The organism is Psychrobacter sp. 28M-43 (assembly GCF_014770435.1).
GTDB lineage: Bacteria > Pseudomonadota > Gammaproteobacteria > Pseudomonadales > Moraxellaceae > Psychrobacter.
This window is the reverse complement of sequence record NZ_CP061739.1, coordinates 1,860,034-1,883,882: the sequence shown is the minus strand read 5'-3', so window position 1 is coordinate 1,883,882 and position 23,849 is coordinate 1,860,034. Positions and strand designations below refer to the sequence as shown.

The following is a 23,849-nucleotide window of genomic DNA, read 5'->3' as shown; positions in this document are numbered from 1 at the left end:
AACCCTAATTTTTATGACATATTATTTTTATCAACAATGAGTGCTTATATGCTACGTGCAAACCAGCTGACTATCAGCCGTCAAGGAAATACTCTATTAGACAACGTGACTTGTGAGATTGACACCAATCAGCTGGTGGCTCTGGTTGGGCATAATGGGTCTGGCAAGTCGACCCTGATCAAAGCGCTAGCGGGTGAGATGGCAAGTAGTAGCGGCAATGTCACTTTAGATGAGCACAGTATCAATGACTACGGCAGTAAGGAGTTAGCGCGGCAAATGGCATATCTGCCGCAGCAATTGCCAGAAGCTGCTGGATTTACGGTGCGCGAGCTGGTCATGCTAGGGCGCTATCCCCATCAAAAATGGCTGCAAAAGCCAACTCAAATAGATAAAGACAAAGTCGCGCAAGCATTAAAAGTGACGCAAACCGAAGCGTTTGCTGATCGAATTACTGCCACACTATCAGGTGGTGAGCGCGCTCGTGCGTGGCTCGCGATGTGTCTGGCACAGGATACCCGTTACTTATTGCTCGATGAACCACTTGCTGCGCTTGATATGCATTATCAAATCGAGGTCATTCAGCTCATTCGTCGTTTGGTGGATGAGCAAGGATTAAGCGTGGTAATTATTATCCATGATATTAATCTGGCCGCGCAATATGCCGATCGAGTCATCGCGCTGAAAAACGGCCAAATATGTCACAACGGCGATATCGCCAGTACTATGCAACCTACCGTGCTACACGATATCTTTAATGTCGATATGCAGCTACTCAGTCATCCTATTACTGGGCAGCCTGTCGCAGTCGCTTAACGTCTGGTTTCTGCTCCTTCTTTTTAATTCGCCTACAAAGATACGCTTCTATGCCTTCCGTTTTTTATACAGATAAATTATCGAAACATTTACTAGTTACGTCAGTATCAGTAATGACAGCACTGAAATGGTTCGCCCTCGCATTGTGCTTGGTATTGACCGCCTGTAATAGTCAGACATCCACGCAAAAAACCACTACCTCAGAAGCAGAAAACAGTCATAGCGATAGGATGAATATTGTGTCTCCCGACTGGGGTAATGCAGCGACTTTGACAGCGATGGGGCATGCACCAATTGCGACAGGTGATGTCAGGGTTTGGGACAGATGGGTGGGAAGCCCCAAACTGCCAGCGTCGATAACAGACTTAGGCATACGCTATCAGCCCAATGCTGAGCTAATCGCCCAACTACCTGTTGATATGGTTATAGACAATTACTTTTATGAGCATGCGCGTAATTTATACGGTGATGTGCCTGCAGAATCTGTGATGTCTGCGGCAAAAGGAGAGACAGCAACGTGGGCTGACTATACCGAACCGACGCGAGAGCTAGGTGCACTCATTGACAACCCGAAGATGGCTGAAGACTATATTGCACAAAGTCAGAAAGACATACAGCTGGCCAGTCAGCAATTCCAGCAGCGCTATCCAAAAGCCAAGAAATTCGCAGTGGTACAGTTTGCAGATGCCAATAACATGCGTATGTATGTAGCAAATAGTTTATTTCAGCCTGCGTTAGAGCAGATGAATAGAAAGCTTGTGGTATTGGGCAAGGGCAACCAGTGGGGGTTTGTGCCGATAAGAATGGGAGATTTGGCGCAATTAGATGATGAGACTTGTCTATTAATTATCGACCCGCTGAGCCCAATCACTAGAGCTGAAATTGATGACAGCTTGATTTGGCAGCGTCTAGGTTATGGTAATACCCGCTGTGTGGGAGAGCTACCACCAGTATGGATTTATGGCGGGATGTCATCATTGGTTAGCTTAGCAGATAACTTGTCAGAAGTTTCATTAAAAGGCGGGGAAGTACTATGAGCGCCAATGCAGATACTAACAATAACCCTATCAATAACCATACCGACAGTGCTCATACGATGACATTGGCTTCTCAAGCAGCAACGGTTTCAGATTCATCATCACCACTGAATCAGCCACCGAACCAACCCAATTCTCAAACTTCCTTATTTGCCAATTTGTCTTGGCGACTATGGGCCATGCTCATCGGACTAGCGGCTTTATCGTTATGGAGTAGCTGGGCGTTGCTAGATCAGCAATGGACGCGCCCACTGAGTGACTTGCTTATACCAAGCTCGCAATTAGATATTGCCAGTATGGCGATACAGCTACATATCGTGGCGACCAGCGTGGTGGCGTTGTTGGCTGGCGGGCTATTAGGCGTGGTCAGTATTTTACTACAGCAATTGGTAAAAAACCCATTAGCATCAGATACAACGCTAGGTGTGGGCGTGGGTGCACAGTTGGCCATGCTTATCGTCACGTTGTTTTTGCCAAGCTTGGCTATTTATGGCGGAATTTATGTGGCCTTTGTGGGGGCTATCATTAGTATGGGTCTGGTATTTGCTTTGTCAGCACCCAGTCGATTTAATCCATTGATTTTGATATTGGCTGGTTTGGTTGTCAATATTTTGCTGGCGGCCGTAGCCAATGTTCTAGTACTGTTTTTTGCTGAGCGTAGCAATGGCATGCTGTCGTGGGCGGCTGGGTTTTTGGCACAAAATAGCTGGCATACCAGTATCGCGCTAGTCATCACTGCTATTTTGATGGCGATCGTATGTCTGCCATTACTAAAACCATTAACGCTGATGAGTCTAGATGACACCCAAGCAAAACGTCTGGGTGTACCTATTAATGGGATTCGCGCACTTGTTGTATTGGTGGTCGCAGTTGTGACCGCCTTGGTGATTAGTGAAGTTGGTTTAATTGGTTTTATTGGTCTTGGTGCAGCAAGTTTGGTTAATGCGCTGGGCATCTCTGCTATTGGTAAGCGTTTGGCTACTGCTTTTGGGTTAGGGGCGCTGCTTTTACTATTGACTAGCAATGTCGCGTTACTGCTTGAGCCGATACTGGATATGCAGATTCCAGCTGGTGCCATGACAGGTATCTTGGGTGCACCGTTAATTATTTGGCTAATTTTACGTCAGCGCCGCGCGCGGATAGAGACAGTGACGCCGATGCTTACAGGTAAGCATACCTCCATTGCCTTTTGGCGATGGGGCGTTGGTGTGCTCGCTATCATCATGCTGGCTTGTCTGTTTGTGCAAGATATCAATGGTTGGGGGCTTAGTACAGACTGGGCGCTCACGCAGCAGTACCGCTTGCCTCGCAGTTTGAGTGCTGCGGCCACAGGCTTGATGTTGGCGGTCGCCGGTGTGCTACTGCAAACTTTAACGCGTAACCCCATGGCCAGTCCTGAGGTGTTAGGGGTCAGTTCAGGTGCTGCATTGGGGGTTATTTTAGGGTTTTTATTATTACCAAGTTTAGGGCTATCTGCGGGAGCAGGAACGTTGCTGGTTTCAGGACTGTCAGGTGCGATGGCCGTGCTGCTATTGATTATTTGGCTAGCACGTAGAGTCAGCTCAGGTTATTTATTGTTAGTGGGTATAGGCATTGCCGCCATGATGGATGGGGTGATGCATATGGTCAAGCTCTCAGGAGATCCGCGTCTAGAAGCGATGCTCAGCTGGCTGTCAGGAACAACTTATAGCGCGCAGCCCAGTACGGTATGGTACCTCATTGGCATCGCTGCTATCTTATTTGTGCTCAGCCTATTGCTGATTAAGCCTTTGCGCGTTCTTGGACTAGGTACAGGTGTGGCGCGTAATCTAGGTGTGGCAGTTACGCCAGTGACTTTGTCATTATTGGTATTAGTGGCAGCACTTAGTACGGCCAGCACGCTTGCCGTTGGCCCGTTGAGCTTTATTGGTTTGATGGTGCCACATTTGGCGACTTCACTGGGAGCTGTGAAGCTTGAACGGCAATTGCCACTAGCTGCGCTTTTAGGGGCAGGGGTAATGGTGATAGCGGATTGGATTGGCCGTTATGTTATTTTCCCTTATGAGCTGCCAGCTGGTACGATTGCTGCCATTATCGGTGGTGGGTATTTCTTATGGCTCATTCGTAAGGTACCAGCCTCAGCAAATAGATAGCCGCTGTTTTTAGATAGTTCTTAACTAACGATAAAAGTGAACACAGATAGTCTAGAACTATCTGTGCTTGGTAGCTGTGTGTCATTGATTAGTCGATAGTTTGTAGTAGCCTGCATCGCTCCTAATTAATCGCTCTTGATTCGTCGTTCTTAGATTCACGCTAGCTGCTATCTTTGTCATTTTTATCAATAGAAAATTCGCAAACTGGGTTGACAGTCAGTTATTGGTAGTAGATACTACGCCTCATTAATAATAATGATTATCATTTACATTATCATTCAATATAATGAGCGTTATTTTAAGAAGTAAGCGTCAAACCTTACTTTCGAATGTTTATCCAAGACTACTGACAATAACAAGGCTGAAGCTATGGACACGATCTTATTAGACGAATCACGCGATAACGAATGCTACTTAAATCGTCAAGAACAATTTGAATCGAAGGTTCGTAGTTATCCACGTAAGCTGCCCTTTGCGATTCAGTCTGCAAAAGGCGCTTGGATTACCGATGTGGAAGGTAATAAGTATATCGATTGCCTATCTGGTGCTGGCACGCTGGCACTTGGGCACAATCATCCTGTGGTCATAGAAAGCATCAAAGCGCTGTTAGACAGCAACCTACCGATGCATACATTGGATATCACCACACCGTTAAAAGACAAATTCAGTGAGTTCATGTACAAGCTACTTGCCACCAATAGCGATGAGTATTGCTTGCAGTTCTGTGGCCCGACGGGTGCTGATGCGGTAGAAGCCGCTATCAAACTGGCCAAACAAGTCACTGGTCGTTCAGGTGTGGTTAGCTTCAGCGGTGGCTATCATGGCATGACACATGGTGCGCTGGCGGTCACAGGGAACTTGGCACCTAAACAAGGTATCGAAGGCCTGATGGGCTCGGTACAGTTCTTGCCTTATCCCAATATGTATCGCTGCGTGTTTGGCTTGCCTTTTGAGCAGAGTATTCATGCCCATATGAGCTACTTTGAAAACTTCCTAAAAGATGTAGAGAGTGGCGTGGTGAAACCAGCTGCAGTCATTTTAGAAGTTATACAAGGGGAAGGTGGTGTCAACCCTGCGCCCATAGAGTGGCTAAAGCATGTGCGCCGAGTGACAAAAGAGCTTGGTATCATGCTTATCATCGATGAAGTACAAACAGGGTTTTGCCGTACAGGACGTTGGTTCGCCTATCAATACGCTGACATCGATCCCGATATGATTGTGATGTCAAAGGCAATCGGTGGTGGTCTGCCACTTGCGGTATTGGGTATCAAAAAACAATACGATGTATGGCAAGCGGGCAATCATTCTGGCACGTTTAGAGGCAATCAATTGGCGATGGCGACTGGCCTTGCCACTCTTAATTACTTAAAAGATAACAACGTTGCTGACTATGTTTTAGAAATAGGCACGTGGTTCATGGCGCAGTTAAAGCTACGCCAACAGCGCTATCCACAAATTGGCCAAGTCAGAGGACGTGGTCTCATGATTGGTATAGAAATCGTCAATCCCAGCTTACCCAAACAAAATGACGGTAGCTATCCAGCAGACAGCGATGTGGCTGCCAAAATCCAGCAAGCGTGTTTTAAGCATGGATTGGTGATTGAAAAAGGCGGACGCGGTGGCACAGTACTGCGATTATTACCGCCACTCAATATAACCAAAGATGAGTTGCAGCAAGTCTTGCAGAGGCTTGATATGGCGCTAGAGGACAATCAATAATCTTGCCAGCGTTTTAGCATGATTGACACATTTATAAAAAACTCTAATAACGACTCTGATAACAATTCACTTATTTGCGATTTATACCATCGTAGAATAAACAAGTGAGGACATTTTGCATTTATTAAACCAGAAAACCAGTGAGCAATATGTCAAGCATATGCAAAAAACCAGCGCTGTCATCAAACAGTGGCTAGACGACAATAACGTCTATTTGGGCGGCACGCCGCAACAAGTGCAAGCGACCAATACCTTCAGCATCCGTGAGCAAGGCCGAGACATCGACACGATACTCGCTGATATGCAAAACAAGTTTTTACCCAGTTGTGTGTCGACGGCCAATGCGAATTGCTTAGCGCACTTGCATCCACCCACACTGGTTATTGGTCAGATTGCTGAGATGATTATCGCGGCTACTAACCAAAGTATGGACTCATGGAACCAAAGCCCAGCCGCGACCTATATCGAAAAAAATCTCATTCATTGGTTATGTGAACGTTGTGGGTTCGATGACATCTCTGGTGCTCTCTTTGATGAACAGACAGGCCATAACGCTGGTGGCGTCTTTACCAGTGGTGGTACGCAAAGTAATCTGATGGGTCTACTGCTGGCACGCAATCAATTCTATAAGGCTAAGGGCGTTGATGTGCAAAAGGACGGCCTGGTGGGTCAGTCTAGCGGCAGTATTCTATGCTCAGACCAAGCGCACTTTTCTATTGAAAAAAATGCGGCGCTACTAGGTCTAGGTCAAAAATCTGTCATTAAAGTAGCGACTGATACATCAGGTGCCATGCTGATGTCTGACTTACAACATCAGATAGATAAGCTGGGTGCTGACAATGTGATGGCCATCATCGCAACTGCTGGCACCACCGACTTGGGTGCTATTGATCCTCTAATGTCTATCGGAAAAATTTGCCGTGATGCACAGATATGGCTACATGTCGATGCAGCATGGGGCGGGGCATTGCTATTGTCAAAGCGCTACCGACACTTGATTGAGGGGCTGAATCAGGCTGACTCTATCACCTTGGACTTTCACAAACATTTCTTCTTGCCGATTAGCTGTGGTGCTTTTCTCTTACGAGACAATCGAAATTTCGAGAGCATTCGCCATCATAGTGAGTATTTAAACTCGGCTGATGACGAACAGGAAAACATTCCAAACTTGGTGACCTATTCTTTACAGACCACACGCCGATTCGATGCATTAAAACTGTGGATGGCGCTGGACTTGCTAGGGACGGATGATTATGCAACCTTGATTGATAACTGTCTGGATACTGCCAAGCAGGCGGCACAGCTGATTGATGCAAATGAAAATTTTGTACTGGTACATGAGCCTATTATTAGCAGTGTTTTGTTTTACTTTACACCCAAAGATACCACGCTATCTGATGAGCAACTCGCACAGCTCAATCGCCACATTGCACAAGCATTATTGGTCAACAATATCGCCAATGTGGCTACCACCCAGTTTGAGCAGCGCCTTTGCCTTAAATTCACCATTCTAAATCCCAGTACCCAAATCAATGATATTGCAGACATCATTGAGCAGATGGCTATTGCTGGTTTTAACCAACTTAATTCTGACAACCTGAACGTTGATGGGAAGAAATAACATGATGCAGCATAAAACGCTTGATCGTCTCACACTACAAAATCTAATCAATGCTTACTGTTTTGAAACTGGGCGCGGCGATATTATTGCCGTAGAGCAGCAAGATGATATACAGAAGCAGGCCTCACAAAATAAGCCTTTATTAGTGCTAATGCTATTGCCTTCGAACACGGTAATGGTCGTACCTGTTGATAGAGTGAGTCAATTGGGACAACATCGTTTGGCGGGCACGCCGCTTATATTGAATAAGCAGGTAAGCATACGATCAGACTCGAAACTGGACACGCAACTGGACGACCCTTTACAAAACAGCCGATGGATAAAGTCCTCTGCTATGAGCCTGGCGTCTTTGATTATTGAAGACATTGTACATCGTTATAAAGACAAAGCGACGCTAGATGCCAATGGTGTATTAAAGCGCTGGATTGAGAGTTATGAGGGGCTACAGATTATTTTAGAGCATCGCAATGATGAGATTGATGACATCATTGACTATCAGCAAGATTTCGTTCAGACCGAACAAAACCTTATTTACGGGCATGCCATGCATCCTACACCCAAAGGCCGTGCCGGCTTTTATGGTGATGAGTGGGCGAAGTATGCACCCGAGACCAGTAGCAAAACCCAGCTGCATTATTGGCTAGTGCACCCCAGCTGTATTACAGAAGAATTCGTAGATGGCGAGAGTATTACCACAGCGCTCAAATCAAAGCTACAAGCTGATATGAGTGGCTATCAACAGCAACTTGTCGATGAGCATCCTGACTATAAGCTGTTGCCATTGCACCCTTGGCAAGCAAGGTTTTTGCAGCAGCAGCCGTGGTATCACAAGCTGCTAGAAAAAGGCCAATTGTTTGATTTGGGTGAGCTTGGTTGGTATCTGCATCCGACTACATCGGTACGCACACTGGCTGCCTTTGATGCGCCTTGGATGTTCAAGTTGTCGTTATCTGTAGCAATCACCAATTCCGTGCGGATTAACCTGCCCAAAGAATGCAAACGCGGCATGCATGCCTGCCGAATCTGGCGTAGCGACTATGGTACTCAGCTCAAAACCGAGTACCCTACGATTGCGGTATTGAATGACCCTGCTTGGATTGCCTTACGTATCGATGGAAAAATCATTGATGAAACCATTTGTATCTTACGTGACAACCCTTTTACAGCGGATGCGCAAGTCACCAATCTTGCCAGCTTAAGCCAAGACCATCCAACCCGTCTTACCAATCGCTTAGAGACACTGTTTAAGTCTATTCATAAACGGACAGATGAGCCTTTAGAACAGGTGGCTATCCAGTGGTTTGATACTTATTTGCAAGTTGGTTTTATACCGCTTATTCATATGTATTATCAGCATGGTATTGGGTTTGAGGTACATCAGCAGAACAGTCTGATTGAGCTAATAGACGGCTATCCTACTAAATTTTGGGCCAGAGACAATCAAGGGTTTGGCTATATTGCGGAGTATGCCACGCCGCTCATTGACGCTTATCCCGAGCTTATTAGCGAAGGAGAGTGCGTCATTCCAGAAGACTTTGCCGACTCAAGATTTGCCTATTATCTAGTTGGCAACAGTATATTTGGTCTTATTACTGCTATTGCTCGTACTCAGCTTGTGAGTGAGGAGACATTAATCACGACGTTTAAAGCATGTCTAATCGCGTTAGAGCAACAATATCCGCATCGTTCATTATTTGACTTGTTATTGCGTAGCCCTACATTGCCATTTAAGGGCAATCTACTCACCAGACTCTATGCGCTCGATGAGCTGACCGCACCTGTTGAGACCCAGTCTATTTATGTCGATATCCCAAACCCTATGATGACATAGCAAGTCATATTGAGACGGCAAAGATAAGCACACGATAGAAGTTAGGGTTCAACAAGAACTAGCAGCAGAATTAACGTAACTATCAAATCACTAAGGGGCGACCGTGTTAGATATTATTGGGATTGGCGTAGGGCCGTTTAACTTAAGTTTGGCGGCATTACTGACAAAGACCGACGTAACCGCCAAGTTTTTTGAGCAAAAGGCTGAGTTTAATTGGCATAAAGGCATGATCTTGCCGAGCACCACACTGCAAGTGCCTTTTATGGCAGACTTGGTGACACTGATAGACCCAACCAGTCCTTATTCTTTTTTGAATTATTTGCATACCCAGCAGCGATTGCTTAAGTTTTACTTTTTAGAAGAGTTTAAAATTTATCGTAAAGAATACAATCACTATTGCCAATGGGTAGCAGAGCAACTGGATAGTCTGAATTTTGATGCGGCAGTGATCGACGTGGCATTTGATGACAATAATGATGGGTTTTTAGTGACAGTCTCTGAACAAGGTACACAAAACACCTATCATGCTAAAAATTTAGTTATAGGAACAGGCACACAGGCCACGCTACCACCATCGCTGCAAGATATTGCCAAACAAGCGCCTAACCGCTGTATGCACACTGCCCATTTTGCAGACAATTTTGACTTGGACAGCCTCAATGCTAGTAGCCTTGATCTGACTAGCACCAAGACTGAGGGCAAGCTGACCAAAATATTGGTACTGGGGTCTGGGCAGTCCTCAGCAGAGGTGTATCGAACGCTGTTTGATCAGCAGTTTGATGGCGATGATAGTACTAATGACAACCCTAAGTTTCAGTTAGATTGGATGACGCGCTCGGCAGGATTTTTCCCCATGGAGTATTCCCCATTAGGTTTGGAGCATTTTAGTCCGGCTTATACAGACTACTTTTATGAGTTAGACTCAGCAACCAAACCCCAAGTCACTGCCAAGCAAGACCTGCTCTATAAAGGCATGGGCTTTGAGACCATACGCGATATTTATCATCGTCTCTATGAGCGCAGTATTACCAATCAAGATTTGTATTCGACGTTGCTGTCTAACTGTGAAGTGGTTGAGGCAACGCTGACAACAATGCTAGAAGTGCCAGAGCCGACAGACACCATAAAACTGGTAGGTAGACAGCGTGAACAGAATCAAGATTTTACTGCTGAGTATGATTGTGTGATTGCTGGTACAGGCTATCGTTACGGTCTGCCTGAGTGTTTAAACACGATACTGCCTAGCATCGCGCACGATGAGTTTGATCAGCCAGTCATTGATAGAGACTATGTGCTGAAATATGTGCTGACGGATCAAAAAGACATCGCGACTGATGGCAATATTTTTGTACAAAACCAAGAGGTCCATACTCATGGCGTTGGCGCACCAGACTTGGGGCTGGGTGCTTATCGAGCAGGGTGTATCGTCAATCAGTTAACAGGTGAGCAGACTTACGATACCGAGGCCTTAAAAGTTTTTCAAAATTTTGGCGCGTAGTGTTTTATAAGACTCATATTTAACAGAAACGATATTAGAGAATATTAATCATCTAACAAAATAATAATTAGGAGCAAGTCATGCCGACTATCACCCAAAACCTACCCGATACGTTTAGCATTGAAGCTTATCAAAAGACGTTTGCGTTGAGACCTGTCAAATACCCAGATGATATGCCATTGCTGTATAAATGGATGCATGCTGAGCATGTGGTCGATCAGTGGCAGCTACATCTCCCGATGCCGCAGCTAAAAACCCATTTTGAAAAAATGCTGGCCGATGACCATCAGCGTCTCTACCTTATAATTTGTGATGATAAGCCGATTGGTTATACAGAGATTTATGAGACGGCTCGTGACCGGTTATCTCATTATTACAAAGCCAAAGAGACGGACATGGGCTGGCATATTTTGCTTGGTGATCCAGCGGTGGTTGGCAAAGGCTATCTAAAGCCAACAGGTATGATGATCAGCAAGTTTATATTTGAGCATACTGAGGCCAAAAAAATCGTAGTCGAGCCGGATAGTAAGGTTGAGGTGTATCAATGGATTGCTGATAGCTTCGCTTATAGAGTACAACGTCTGATTGAGATGCCAGAAAAAACCGCCTCATTATATTTTTGCAATCGCGATGAGTTTTTAGAATCTAGAGGTTATCTCAATTTCTATGGTGCCACTGCTTAATGAGCAACGCCCCTATAAATAAAGCTCCTATAAATAAGGCATCTACAAATGAGTCTCCTATAAACGAAGCCTCGAATAGTAGTAGTAATGGCTTTACCGATAAACAAGTACAGCAGGTATTCCTGACACTACTGCTTGGCGGTACGGTGGTCAGCTTTAGCAATAGCGCGCTCAATCCAGCGATTCCTGTCTTTATGTCGGTGTTTGATGTCGATATCGTGATGGGTGGCTGGGTGTTAAATGCTTATGTCTTGGCCATGAGTGTAGGGCTGATGCTGAGTGGCTACTTAAACAAAAAGTTTCCGTTTAAGCATGTTTATTTGGCGGCAATTTTTGGATTTATGCTGGGCTCAGTCATTGGCATGCTGGCGTCTAGCATGAGCTTTGTCATCATTGCCAGAGCCATACAAGGACTGAGTGGCGGTCTGATTATCCCGCTGTCTATTGGTATGCTATATCAGATTTATCCGCAGAAGCAGCACGGTAGAGTAATGGCGCTATGGGGCATTGTTATTATGATGTCGTTGGCGTTTGGCCCTTTGGTCGGTGCTTATTTGGTTGAGCAATTTGCGTGGTGGACATTGTTTGCCATTACCCTGCCACTCAGTGTGGCGGTCATGGCGATGGTGTTGTGGTTAATACCGGACATGCGCTCACATGATGAAAAAAGCCCTTTCGATACCATCGGGTTTATCAGCTTACTCACTTGGCTGCTTGCGATGATGGTTTGGCTGAGCACGCTGAAGGTAGACTTCACTGGCGGGCTACTAAGTAGTGACGGCTTATTAAAGATAGCCACGTTGGGTTTATTGTCTGTCGGATTTTTACTGTCCGCAATGGTTTGGTGGGCCTATGAGCGGCGTCAGAAATATCCATTATTAAACGTGCGCTTGTTCCGTAATAAAACCTATTTGCACAGTAATATCATTAGTATTAGCCAAACAGTTGGTTTGATGCTGTGTCTCTTACTATTGCCCGTATTGATACAAGACGTGATGGGCGAGAGTGCTTTATGGACAGGTGTTGTCCTGATGGTCGCGACGCTCGTGGCCAGTATCACCACGCATTACGCTGGCAAGATGGTAGATAAGCAAGGTGCCAGAGGGATTGGCATCGTAGGAATTGCGATTAGTGCGCTATCTACCCTGATGTTGGCATGGTGCTTGTATCAGCCCACGCTTTGGCTATTAATGCTAATTATGAGTGTACGAGGTATTGGGGTAGGTTTGGCGTATCTACCAACCACAACGGTAGGGTTTAGCAGCTTACCCAAAGACTCTGTCACTGAGGGAGCTGCCCTTAATAACATCAGTCGCCGCATCATCTCTACTATATTTATCACGCTGTCGACCCTTTATATAGGCAGTCGAAGTGCGCAGTTATTAGCAGCAGGTAGTAGTGACGGCATGGCAAGCGCGATCCAAGAAATACTGGTGGTCATCGCGGTGATTTTATTATTCACAATCCCTTCAGCGTGCAAATTACCACGATCCCCATAAACAAATACCCCATATCGGGGTTTACTTTAACTTATTAACGTAAGTAATTATCATTCGCTTTATATGCATCTAAATTCATACTTTTATTTGATTCAATTTTCAGACAGGAAGCTTATATCTATGTCCAATCATCTAGCAAACTATACCAAAAATAATAATAGTGCAAATGTCACTTATGCAACTAAACCGTGGCAAGCACCTGTTAATTCTCCAATTATCGCACGCGCTGAGCAACGAGTGATTAAGCAATTGCTACAAGCATTACTATATGAAAATATTATTGATTTTGAATTTGAAAGTGCGAACAACGCTCATGACAGTACTGATAATGAGACGCTGCTGAATTTTGTTATAAAAGTAGGTAAAGCAGGTAATGATGTCCATTATACCGCGCAAGGCCATATTCATTATAGTTTTGACATCATTCGTTTGAATGAGCTGAATGTACAGCGAGTGGTTAACGGTGTTGCCCAAGACGCCATTCTTGAGCATGTGATTAGTGATATCTTGCTCAATATTGAAGGTGCAGAACTCAAAGGCAGCTTTATCAAAGAGCTGCGTCATACCTTAGTGAATGAAACACAATCTCAGATACTAGCTTCTAATATACCCGTGCCTATTGATATGCTCACTTATGAGCAACTCGAAGGCTATTTGACGGCAGGGCATCCTTATCATCCGTGTTTTAAGTCTCGTATTGGTTTTGATTTACAAGACAACTATAACTATGGCCCAGAGTTTGATCAAAACATCGACGTAGTGTGGTTGGCGGTCAAAAAACAGCTACTGGTGAGCAATACCACTACTGGTATCGATATCAATGAATGGGTGAAAAATTATGTGGGTGCTGATGAATTTTATGCACTTAATGCTAAATTCATAGAAGTACTTGCAATCGCAAATAAGCAAGACGAAGGTACGGCTAATAATTATTACCTAATACCTGCGCATCCTTGGCAATGGCAAAATACCTTAATTCAAGCATTACAACCATTGCTTGCCACGCAAGAAGTTATCTACTTAGGTAGTGCAGGTCATCAGTACCGCGCTCAGCAGTCTATTCGCTCATTGACGATGCTTGGTAATAGCGATGACGATGGTAATAATGACACTATTAATGATAAAGCCTACCTAAAGCTGAGTATGCATCTGATTAATACCTCTAGCACGCGAATACTGGCAAAGCATACCGTGATGAATGCGGCTGTTGTTGCCACTTGGTTGAATCAACTGATTGCAGATGACAAGACTGCCAAAGCATTACCCATTGCATTTTTAGGTGAGACCGTTGGCGTTAGTTTAGATCATGAGGCGTTACGCACACGTGGCTATCAGCATCCAAATATGTATGGCGGGCTAGCTGCGATTTGGCGAGAAAACGTTAACCAGTATCTATCTAAAGATCAAACAGCATTTCCGCTCAATGGTGTCAGTTATGTCAATGCTGATGGCTCGCATCTTATAGCCCCTTGGCTTGACAAATATGGTGTAGAGACATGGATTGCGCAGTTAATTAATGTCACTGTCACCCCTTTATTACATATCCTATTTGGTTATGGTGTGGCATTAGAGTGCCATGCGCAAAACATCGTCTTGGTACATGAAGATGGCTATCCCATCAAGATATTATTAAAAGACTTGCATGATGGGGTTCGTTATTCACCCGCGCATTTAACCCAACAACACTTGCGTCCAGACTTTTATAGTTTGCCACCTGCTCATGCTGCCTTGAATAGAGGCTCATTCATCGAGACCGAAGATACCGATGGCATTCGGGATATGACGGTTGCTTGCTTGTTTTTTGTGGCGTTGTCAGATATCGCAATTTTTATGCAGACGCATTATAACTATTCTGAAATGGCATTTTGGCAACAGGTTGCTGACTGCGTGACAGACTATCAAACCTCCCATCCAGAGCATCAAATACGGTTTGACTTGTTTGATATATTCGCTGAACAAACGCGCATTGAGTCATTAGCTAAGCGTCGATTATTCGGAGATAAAGCATTCCCGATTAAATATATTAACAACCCATTGTTTAAAAGTCAGGGGTAAGACGATGCATACCTTATTTCCTGTACAAAATTCTGTGAAAAAAAACCACCTTGATGTAAATCCTGAACCAGATATCGAGGCCATCCAATGGTCGTTGATTAGCCATTTAGTAGAGTGCTTTCTATTAGAGCAGTGGGTGGATGAGCACCTTATTCAAGTGACAACCACCGCTGAGTATTTAGCGAATCATCAGAGGACTCAAGCGCAAGATGCGCATCAATTTTTAGCGTCGCTACCACAGCAGTATCAAGACTTCTTTGACCAAGATAACCAATTAATGGTAATGAAGATTGACCAAGAGAGACAGTTATTACTATTGGTCGAGCCTGCTTACGCGTCACCGTGGCGACTATCTAAATTCTGTCTGCCTGTCATATATAACGTTAATATCAGTCTTAACAGCAATCTTAATAGCATCCTTAATAATAGCCATCATGTAGATAGCGCTTTGCTAGAGCCAGTAAGTTCAGCACAGCAATTGTTAGATATATTTTTATCAATGATGGATAGTACAGCGTTGTCTGATATCGGTGTCTTAAAGCTAAAAGAAAGCTTAGAGGCTTCTTTTATAGCTCAGCAACAGTCGGCAACGGCAAACATCACGACTACAGTTTGTCAGTATCCGCATTGGCATCAAACATTGATTGCAGCGGAGCAGTGGGCATCGCTCATGGATCGTCCATTTCATCCACTGGCAAAGGGCAAGTTAGGATTCACAGCAACAGAATACAAACGTTATATGGCAGAGTTTAATCAGCCTATCAATCTGGTATGGGTCGCCATTGCCAATAGCCATATCATGGTGGCAGAGCATGTTAAAAACACAGCAACGCAAAATCCAGCGACTTATCTTTTGGACACAACGCAGCAGCAGAAGTTGATGCGAGAGCTAGACGATAAAGGTATTGCAGACACGCACATTGCGATGCCCGTACATCCCTGGCAAATGACTCATGTGGTTGATGACATATATGCCGACGATCTTGCCAATGGCACAGTTGTCGCCCTAAAGTTTAATGCACTCATCACTTATGCCAGCTCATCTATGCGCAGTATGCTGATTGATACGGATACGCCAAATAGCATTAAGCTGCCTATAGGTGTATATGCACTGAACTCAAAGCGTTACTTACCAGCCCTCAAGCTGATCAATGGTGAAAAAAATCAAACCATATTGATGCAGGCAAGAACGTTAGACTCCGATCTATCCTCGCAGCTACGGTTATGGGATGAGCGCCTATGGTGGGGTTATATGTCTCCGTCTCATTTGCATGATAAAAGCGCTATCAATCCCTATTTTTATCAAGAAAAACCCACGCATCTAGGCGCGATGCTACGCCAACTACCAGCAGATATGTGTGACGATTCGATTCGACTGTTACCAATGGCAAGCTTAGGCATGTTGGTCTACAAGCAAGGTGTCCGCCATCATGTTTTTGACGACATTGTTCAGGAGGGTATTCATAGTACTACCCAGAATAGTAGCCAAAACAGTGCTCGAGATAGCATCGAAGGCGCGCTACAGAATAAAAAACTTGCTGTCATAGCGTGCTTTAAGAATTTTTGTGATGTATTTTTGGGGACGATGCTGCGCTGTCTACGCCTAGGGTTTGCGCCTGAGATGCACGGGCAAAATATTGTTATCGTATTAAAGGATAATCGTTTTACCAGTCTATTATTGCGTGACCATGACTCCGTACGTATCCATCTACCATGGCTGGCACGTCATCAAATAGCAGATCCTGAGTATTTAAGCCCACCAGATTTTAAAAACCGTCTATATCGCGAGACGCCGCAAGCACTGATATTCTATCTACAGTCGCTAGGGTTATTAGTTAATATCCGAGCGATTATCGAGTCATTGGTTGAGCACTATCATATTAATGAAGATGCGCTGTGGCACGAGGCAATGATAAGTATCGAGGAATCCTTGGTGACTATCGATTTTGATGACGATCAACGTCAGATTATTCGTGACGAGTTATTAAAAAGTTCACATTACCCGCATAAAACATTGCTATTGCCTGTGATTGCACGTGGCTCTGACCCTCATGGCAGTATGCCCGCTGGAGAAAGTAAAACGATCAACCCATTCAAGCGTGTCAAGAACAGTGGGTAAAATTATGAAATACCATAATGAGAACATAATGAATGATATTGATATTCGCGACCTTATAGACAGTTATAAAGAGATAGGTACCTCTACCATTGGTCATCTGACTGGGAAAGGGTATTTACCAGATATAAAACCGCTTAATCCTTGCGCAAATACTATAGTCGGCCGAGTGTTGACGGTGCAACTAACCTCTGACAACACGGATGTGATCAACCAAGCATTGATTCAAGCAGCGCCTAATGATGTGTTATGTATTGATTCTCAGGTATTGGGTGTCAAAGCCTGTTGGGGAGCATTGCGTACTTGTGCTGCTGTCTACGAGAAGCTATCGGCGGTCATTATCATTGGGCAAGCGACTGATTCGCTACAGATTCAGCAGTTAGGTTTCCCTGTGTTTGCGCAGGGTATCAGCGCTGTGACCACATTCAAGAGCACTCAAGCACAAGGCACGCTGGCGTCCGATATTGCCTATCGCTTCGGTGAGCAGGCAACGACGATTCGTTCAGGCGACATTGCCATTATGGATAATGACGGCGTATTTATATTATCTGTTGATGTAGCACAGCAGCTATTATCAGGCTGTCAAAAGAAGCATGAAGAAGATGAGATGAAATTTCAGCGATTTTTTGAGGTCTATCGTAACAATGAGCTAGATAAACTGTTCAATAACTAATAAAAATATCAGAGGTTAAATAGTCAACGATATCTGAAAACAGTACAAATAAGCGTTTACTAACAAGATGTAAATACATATAGAAATAAAAACGATTATCATTTACAATACTATTCACAAAGTTAGTACACACAGTATTATTAGCTAAATATTACTCATATCACTGTTTATTTATTCAACTAAGTGAAATAACCTAAGTGAAAAAATTATGAAAAGCCATCATCAAGTTGCTCTATCTGTTCTTACCCTTTGTATTAGTCAGCAATTATATGCACAAACCGACAATGCAGTAGACGTTTCATTAAATGCGCAGGATTCAGCGGAACTGGCTTCAAGTACAGTGTCTAACGAGACGCCTAATGTGACTTTAGACACTATCAATGTCACGGCCAAAGCCAGAACGGGCACGGCATTGGCACAGAAAATTAGTGAAATGCCGGCAGTCACCCAAGTAATTACTGAAAACGAGATTCAGATGCAGGCAACGGGTGACCGTACCACTGGTGATATCTTGGCACAATTGATACCGAGTCTGGGTGCTAGTAGTGGTTCTACCAGTAACTATGGTACGACCATGCACGGTCGCCCTGTACAGTTCTTATTGAATGGTGTGCCTTTAAGCAGTTCACGTAGTCTTTCACGCGAGCTCAATAGTATCGATCCTGCGCAGCTTGAGCGAGTAGAGGTACTCTCAGGTGCTACCAGTATCTACGGTGCTGGTGCAGCAGGTGGCCTGATTAACCTTGTGACCAAATCTTTGGTAGGTTATGGCCCTATCAGACAGACTAGAGTCGGTGTCAGTAGCAGTCGCGGTTTTGAGTCAGACTCATTGGGCTATCATGTGGGGCAAACCTTAGGATATGGCGGCGAGCGAGTGTATGGTCGCTTAGATGTTGATTATGATAATAAAGGCGGCAAGTTTGATAGCAAAGGCAATCGAATCAGCCCAGATGTCAACCAAACTGACCAGCAAGATACCGAATCGCTAAGTGTAAATGGTAGCTTGGGTGTAGAGCTCACTGACAGCCAACGTCTTGATCTTGCAGTGACTTACTACAAAGATGAACAAGACACCGACTACGGCCCAGATTATGGTGATGGTTTGGCAGTGTTATTTGGCGCAAAACCTTCCTTAAAAGCTATCGATGGTGCCAACGTAGAGAACGAGCCTTATACCACTAAGACCTCAATGAACTTGAACTACAATAATGACGATATTGCAGGGTCAAGCCTAAGTGTAACGGGCTATTATAGAGATGAAAAAGGCCGTTTTTATCCTTCTGCTAAGAGCGCAGCAACCCAAGCGGCTGAAGTATGGCAGGCCAATGGTTTGAATGATGAAAAAACCGTGAATAAGCTTACCAGTGCCGCAGTATTTGTAACCCAGTCAGAAGCTGACATTGAAGTAATGGGCTTGCGAGCAGCCATGCAAACCGAAACTGAAATCGTAGGTAAAAAGACGCTGTTTAGCTACGGCGCTGATTTCGAGCGCGAAAACAGTGAGCAAACTTACTATGGTCAAGACCTAAATACGTTCCTTGCTAGCAATGGCTTGACCGCCCAAACCAATGGGCTTACCTACAATGGTGGACCAGATACCACCATCGATAAATGGGGTGCTTTTGTCAATGCAGACGTAGATATAACCGACAAGTGGCATACTAGCGCTGGTGTGCGTTACCAAAAGCTAAAATCTGAGACTGATACCTTTACGCCCATCTATGAGCAACTGCTTGAAGAGTATTTTAATAGCCCTGCTATCAGTGGAACAAGCGCAGCTTATGGCATTGACTATCAAGCAGGCGACGTAGAAAAAGGCAGTACAGACCACGACAAAACCTTGTTTAATCTCGGTACTAGCTATCAGATAACACCAAATGACCAAATCTTTGCTAATTTTTCACAAGGGTTCACCACAGCGGATATCCAGCGTGCGCTGCGTGATGTACGTGCAGGGTTTGTGGTCAACTCAGACAACGTACAACCGATCGCGATCAACAACTACGAGTTTGGTTGGCAAGGCAAACATGGCGATACAGCAGCACGCTTGAGTGGTTTTTACAACGAATCAGATAAAGTTGTGCGCTTTACTGACAGCTATACCGTAGAAGTCGTCGATACCGATGAGCGTGTCTATGGGGTAGAAGGGTCGCTTAGTCATGATATCAGTGACCAATGGCAAGTAGGCGGTAGTGTGGCCTATACCCGTGGTCAATATGACAAAGACGGTGATTGGCTAGAGCTTGATGCAGTACGTCTAACACCGCTAAAAGGTACGGCATTTGCTCAGTATAACTTCGATGAAGGCAGCAATATTCGTCTGCAAGCATTGGCAATCGGCGGTGATGACAAGGCTTTTAAAGACCAACAAAAAGACCCTGACTCTAGTGCCTTACCTGTCACTGGTTATATGACCCTTGATATATTGGGCCAAGTAAATATGCCAGTCGGCCGAGTAGACTATGGCGTTTATAACTTGCTTAATAAAGACTATCTAACGGTCTATCATCAAACCACATTTGGTGATTTAAACCGCTTACCTGCATCAGGCACGACTTATGGCTTAAGCTATACCGTCGATTACTAAAAGGCGCCACACATAAAAAACCCTTCAGGCTATGAAAATTTAGCGTGAAGGGTTTTTTTATGTTCATAACTCTCTAAAAAATTCATCTGCTCCAAGAGTATTTGCTAGCGTTTCTAACTTTACGCTTTATCAGGTGCAAAAATTATTTTTTGGCATTTTATGATTGACTTATAGCGTATCAATGCTAATCTAATCTCTCTTTGGGGAGTAGCCTGCTTTCGTACTGCGAAAGCGTTCGTATCAACATACTTGGCCACATGCCATGGTGCGAACACCTCTCGGTTGGCGAGACCATCGATATATCTACACTGCAGGTCGGGGGTGTGGCTATGTCGTGGACTCTATACTCGACCAGAGAAAATCACATGAATCCTATCGCACTTCTATTACTTGCGCTTTCTATGTCTACTGATGCCTTTTCTGTGGCAGTCAGTAAAGGCGCAAGTCTTAAAAACCCTCGTTTTACCGAAGCTTTCAGAATGGGTGTTATTTTTGGCACCATTGAAGCGATCACGCCTATTATTGGTTGGTTAATTGGTCACTCTGCCACATCCTTTATAGATGCGTCTTTTATTGAGGCGTGGGATCATTGGGTCGCGTTTGTCATACTTTTTGCGCTAGGTCTGCACATGCTATATGAGGGACTGAAGCCAAGTGATGAAACGGCAGAAGCACCGTCGAGACATTCTTTTTTCAAACTTGCTTTGACTGCATTTGGTACCAGCATCGATGCCATGGCTGTCGGTGTGAGCCTAGCATTTGTAAAGGTCAATATTTTACTGGCGGCAGGTCTTATTGGCTTGGCCACTACAGTAATGGTCACGCTAGGGGTGATGTTAGGCAAGGTGTTAGGTTCATTAATCGGTCATAGAGCTGAAATATTTGGTGGTGTGATGCTAATTGCCATCGGTGCATGGATTTTATTAAGCCATCTTCAATGATGATATAAAAACTGTCTACTACGAACAGATGGTCATTACGTGTATAAATTTATTACTGACTTGTAGAGGCAAGGCACTTGTTTATCTAAGAAAAGCCTATCTATATTAATAGTTAGGCTTTTTGGGTCCAAAACTAGCACATTACGCTATAGCGGCTCGCAAGAGGTCTGAAAAACACAGCACTACAAAACTATCAATAATTATCCGTTGTCAGCGAAGAGGCTTGAATAAAGTGCCTATATCTATGCTTATAAACATGGTTGTTATTTACTAAAAAAACAGTAGACAATAAAAAAGACCTCCAATCTCTTGAAGGTCTTTTTTATTAAAACTTAAATGTGGTGGGCCCAGTAGGACTTGAACCTACGACCAAAGGATTATGAGTCCTCTGCTCTAACCAACTGAGCTATGGGCCCTAACGTTAGACGCACAATGATACCTGATTTTTTTAATTTTTCAAGTAAAAGATAGGCAGTAATCAAGATATTTTTTATTGAGCCGTATTTCCGTATTACAGGTGACCACCAGCTATGGTTAGACTACGACCTCCATCCACGGTGATGATCTCTCCTGTGACATAATTTGCCTGCATAAGATACAGCACACTATGAGCAATCTCATCAGGTTGGCCTATTCGCTGCATAGGGATAGCATCGATGATACGTTGTTGTTGCTCATTATCAATAGCTTGGTCGCTAGTAGGGTCAGGTAAAATGTTGACCCCAGGTGCCACCCCGTTGACCCGTACTTCTGGCGCCATCTCTAACGCTAGCGACTGTACCATCATTCGATGCGCAGCCTTTGCCATGTTATAGACAGTATAGTTGTTAAACGGTCTATCATGCGCGTGTATGTCCAATAAACTGACAATACAGCCTTGTTGTTGCTTTAGATAAGGTAATAGGGCTTGGCTTAGTAATAAAGGGGCCTTGGCATTGGTCAAAAGCAACTCATCCCACTGTGCATGATTGATACTACCGAGTGGGCTAGGATAAAACCGTGAGGCATTATGCACCAGTACATCAAGCTGTCCAAACGCCTCTATAATACTTCCAACAAAGCTGTCTAAAGCTGTTTTATCATTAACTATTGTCAAGTCAGCAACGATAACTTTTGCACTATTAGCACGGATGTCGTTCAGATGGTCAGCTAAATCATTAGCGTCTCGTTCACTACGGTGACAATGAATAATGACGCGGTAACCTTGCCTATGAGCCGCTTTAACAATAGCCGCCCCAATGCGCCTAGCACTACCTGTGACAAGCATCACTGGCGCTTGGTTATTTATATTTTCTGCTTGGTAGGCATTAAGTTCTTGGTCCATAGCAATATTACTTTTTTCTCTAGTGCGCGTGTCTATATCATTGTTGCGCTTGCAAGTGTTCAATCCTACTTTGGCGTAAGGCTGTACCAATAGCGGGGCCTTTAAGATCTGATGCAATATCTGTCATACCGATTACATGAAAGCTATTCAATGCCAGCATCATCTGACGGTGCTGTGTTGCTAGCTGTAACACATGACTGCACACTAGCAGTTGAGAGAGCTTATCAGGCTCCTTATGCGCACCGCAGGCTTGGATTAGATCAATTTTTTCAGCCGCATTTAGGCTGTTTATTGTGCTTAGTTTGTCAGCTTGCTGAGCGAATAAAGTCGCGAACTGAGTATGTGCTTTTGGGACTTTGGCTTTATTACCGATAGCGTTAATATTTTTTATAGCGGTTGATACGTTAGACGGAGACTCAGAGTTTTCGCTATTAAATAATGATGAAGACAGGCTAGTCATTAGTAGCGCCCAACGCTGTGATAAATTTAAATGCATCTGTCCTGCAAAGTATAACGCTGTCTGCACTGTTTCTCTTATTTGGACTTTGTCCCAAGCGTGATGCAAAGGCGTGAAATACTCTGTGAGTGCACCAATTTCAAACAGTTTTTGCCAATAGACTTGCGGTGATAGTTGCATAGTCGCACGGCTTGATTCTTGCCAGACACGCTCGGCGCTCAAGTGAGCCAGCTCTCCTGTATCAACCAATTGACGCATTAGCGTTAAAGTGTCATCCGCGATGGTGAACCCCAAATCGTAGTAACGGCTATAGAAGCGCACTGTTCGAAGTACACGTAATGGGTCTTCACTAAAAGCATTAGACACATGGCGTAATGTTTTGTTTTTTAAGTCTTGTAGTCCGCCATAGTAGTCGATGACCTGTCCGTCAATAGGGGTGTCGTCAGTTAAGCTGGTAACTTCGATTGCCATCGCGTTGATGGTTAAATCACGACGGCGCAAATCATCCTCTAGACTAACATCAGGACTGGCATGTACGCTAAAACCTTTGTAGCCTGAGCCTTGCTTGCGCTCTGTACGTGCCAACGCATACTCTTCATGACTGGTCGGATGCAAAAACACAGGAAAGTCAGCGCCCACTTGTTGAAACCCTGCATCAATCATCTCTGCCACAGTAGCGCCAACGACGACAAAGTCCTTATCCTTGATAGGGCGCTCGAGCAGTCGATCGCGTACAGCACCGCCTACGAGGTAAATTTGCATAGAAGCCTCTTGTTATTATCGAGCTTTATATTGCTAGCCCAATTTTTATAAATCAAAAAAACAGCCAATGCTCTATAAGTTGCATTGACTGGTTTTAGTAT

At 44.3% G+C, this 23,849-nt stretch carries 16 protein-coding genes, 1 tRNA gene and 1 riboswitch; of the genes, 14 read left to right on the top strand and 3 right to left on the bottom strand.

What is annotated here, in order from left to right; genetic code table 11:
- The first annotated feature begins 48 nt into the window (after positions 1-48).
- The 14 genes from IEE84_RS07820 (at position 49) to IEE84_RS07755 (ending at position 21,205) form a co-directional block, all read left to right on the top strand.
- Positions 49-813 carry an ABC transporter ATP-binding protein gene (locus IEE84_RS07820; protein ID WP_101205244.1) on the top strand — a complete coding sequence of 255 codons (765 nt, stop codon included), beginning with the start codon at positions 49-51 and terminating at the stop codon, positions 811-813.
- A 113-nt stretch (positions 814-926) separates the two neighbouring features.
- Positions 927-1,850 carry an ABC transporter substrate-binding protein gene (locus tag IEE84_RS07815; RefSeq protein ID WP_224737687.1) on the top strand — a complete coding sequence of 308 codons (924 nt, stop codon included), beginning with the start codon at positions 927-929 and terminating at the stop codon, positions 1,848-1,850.
- A complete protein-coding gene (fhuB, locus tag IEE84_RS07810; RefSeq protein WP_191113754.1) occupies positions 1,847-3,982 on the top strand; it encodes a Fe(3+)-hydroxamate ABC transporter permease FhuB in 2,136 nt (711 codons plus the stop codon). The genes IEE84_RS07815 and fhuB overlap by 4 nt, the downstream gene beginning before the upstream one ends.
- A gap of 369 nt (positions 3,983-4,351) precedes the next feature.
- Positions 4,352-5,701 (top strand): diaminobutyrate--2-oxoglutarate transaminase family protein, encoded by a 1,350-nt coding sequence (locus tag IEE84_RS07805; RefSeq protein ID WP_191113753.1) that lies wholly within the window; start codon positions 4,352-4,354, stop codon positions 5,699-5,701.
- Between the two features lie 115 nt (positions 5,702-5,816).
- Positions 5,817-7,322: a pyridoxal phosphate-dependent decarboxylase family protein gene (locus IEE84_RS07800; RefSeq protein ID WP_191113752.1), complete on the top strand. Its 1,506-nt coding sequence runs from the start codon at positions 5,817-5,819 to the stop codon at positions 7,320-7,322.
- Between the two features lies 1 nt (position 7,323).
- On the top strand, positions 7,324-9,153 hold the full coding sequence (locus tag IEE84_RS07795) for an IucA/IucC family protein (RefSeq protein ID WP_191113751.1): 1,830 nt from the start codon (positions 7,324-7,326) through the stop codon (positions 9,151-9,153).
- 103 nt (positions 9,154-9,256) lie between these two features.
- Entirely contained in the window at positions 9,257-10,651 is a 1,395-nt protein-coding gene (locus IEE84_RS07790) for a lysine N(6)-hydroxylase/L-ornithine N(5)-oxygenase family protein (protein WP_191113750.1), read from the top strand.
- An 80-nt stretch (positions 10,652-10,731) separates the two neighbouring features.
- Entirely contained in the window at positions 10,732-11,334 is a 603-nt protein-coding gene (locus IEE84_RS07785) for a GNAT family N-acetyltransferase (RefSeq protein ID WP_191113749.1), read from the top strand.
- Positions 11,334-12,833, top strand: a complete 1,500-nt coding sequence (locus IEE84_RS07780) for an MFS transporter (RefSeq protein ID WP_191113748.1) — start codon at positions 11,334-11,336, stop codon at positions 12,831-12,833. The genes IEE84_RS07785 and IEE84_RS07780 overlap by 1 nt, the downstream gene beginning before the upstream one ends.
- Positions 12,834-12,953: 120 nt before the next feature.
- On the top strand, positions 12,954-14,888 hold the full coding sequence (locus IEE84_RS07775; protein ID WP_191113747.1) for an IucA/IucC family protein: 1,935 nt from the start codon (positions 12,954-12,956) through the stop codon (positions 14,886-14,888).
- A gap of 4 nt (positions 14,889-14,892) precedes the next feature.
- Entirely contained in the window at positions 14,893-17,007 is a 2,115-nt protein-coding gene (locus IEE84_RS07770; RefSeq protein ID WP_191113746.1) for an IucA/IucC family protein, read from the top strand.
- A 28-nt stretch (positions 17,008-17,035) separates the two neighbouring features.
- Positions 17,036-17,677 carry an RraA family protein gene (locus IEE84_RS07765; RefSeq protein ID WP_191113745.1) on the top strand — a complete coding sequence of 214 codons (642 nt, stop codon included), beginning with the start codon at positions 17,036-17,038 and terminating at the stop codon, positions 17,675-17,677.
- Between the two features lie 208 nt (positions 17,678-17,885).
- A complete protein-coding gene (locus IEE84_RS07760; RefSeq protein WP_191113744.1) occupies positions 17,886-20,264 on the top strand; it encodes a TonB-dependent receptor in 2,379 nt (792 codons plus the stop codon).
- 190 nt (positions 20,265-20,454) lie between these two features.
- Positions 20,455-20,622, top strand: a riboswitch (yybP-ykoY riboswitch).
- Positions 20,594-21,205, top strand: a complete 612-nt coding sequence (locus IEE84_RS07755; protein WP_228724805.1) for a manganese efflux pump MntP — start codon at positions 20,594-20,596, stop codon at positions 21,203-21,205. Its footprint overlaps the riboswitch before it by 29 nt.
- A gap of 339 nt (positions 21,206-21,544) precedes the next feature.
- Here IEE84_RS07755 and IEE84_RS07750 read toward each other — a convergent pair.
- The 3 genes from IEE84_RS07750 to IEE84_RS07740 form a co-directional block, all read right to left on the bottom strand.
- Positions 21,545-21,621 (bottom strand) — tRNA-Ile (locus tag IEE84_RS07750).
- Positions 21,622-21,716: 95 nt separating this feature from the next.
- The gene (locus tag IEE84_RS07745; RefSeq protein WP_191113742.1) at positions 21,717-22,529 is read right to left on the bottom strand and encodes a pteridine reductase; all 813 of its coding nucleotides are present in this window, start codon (positions 22,527-22,529) and stop codon (positions 21,717-21,719) included.
- A 37-nt stretch (positions 22,530-22,566) separates the two neighbouring features.
- Entirely contained in the window at positions 22,567-23,748 is a 1,182-nt protein-coding gene (locus IEE84_RS07740) for a tRNA nucleotidyltransferase/poly(A) polymerase-related protein (RefSeq protein WP_191113741.1), read from the bottom strand.
- Positions 23,749-23,849 lie beyond the last annotated feature (101 nt).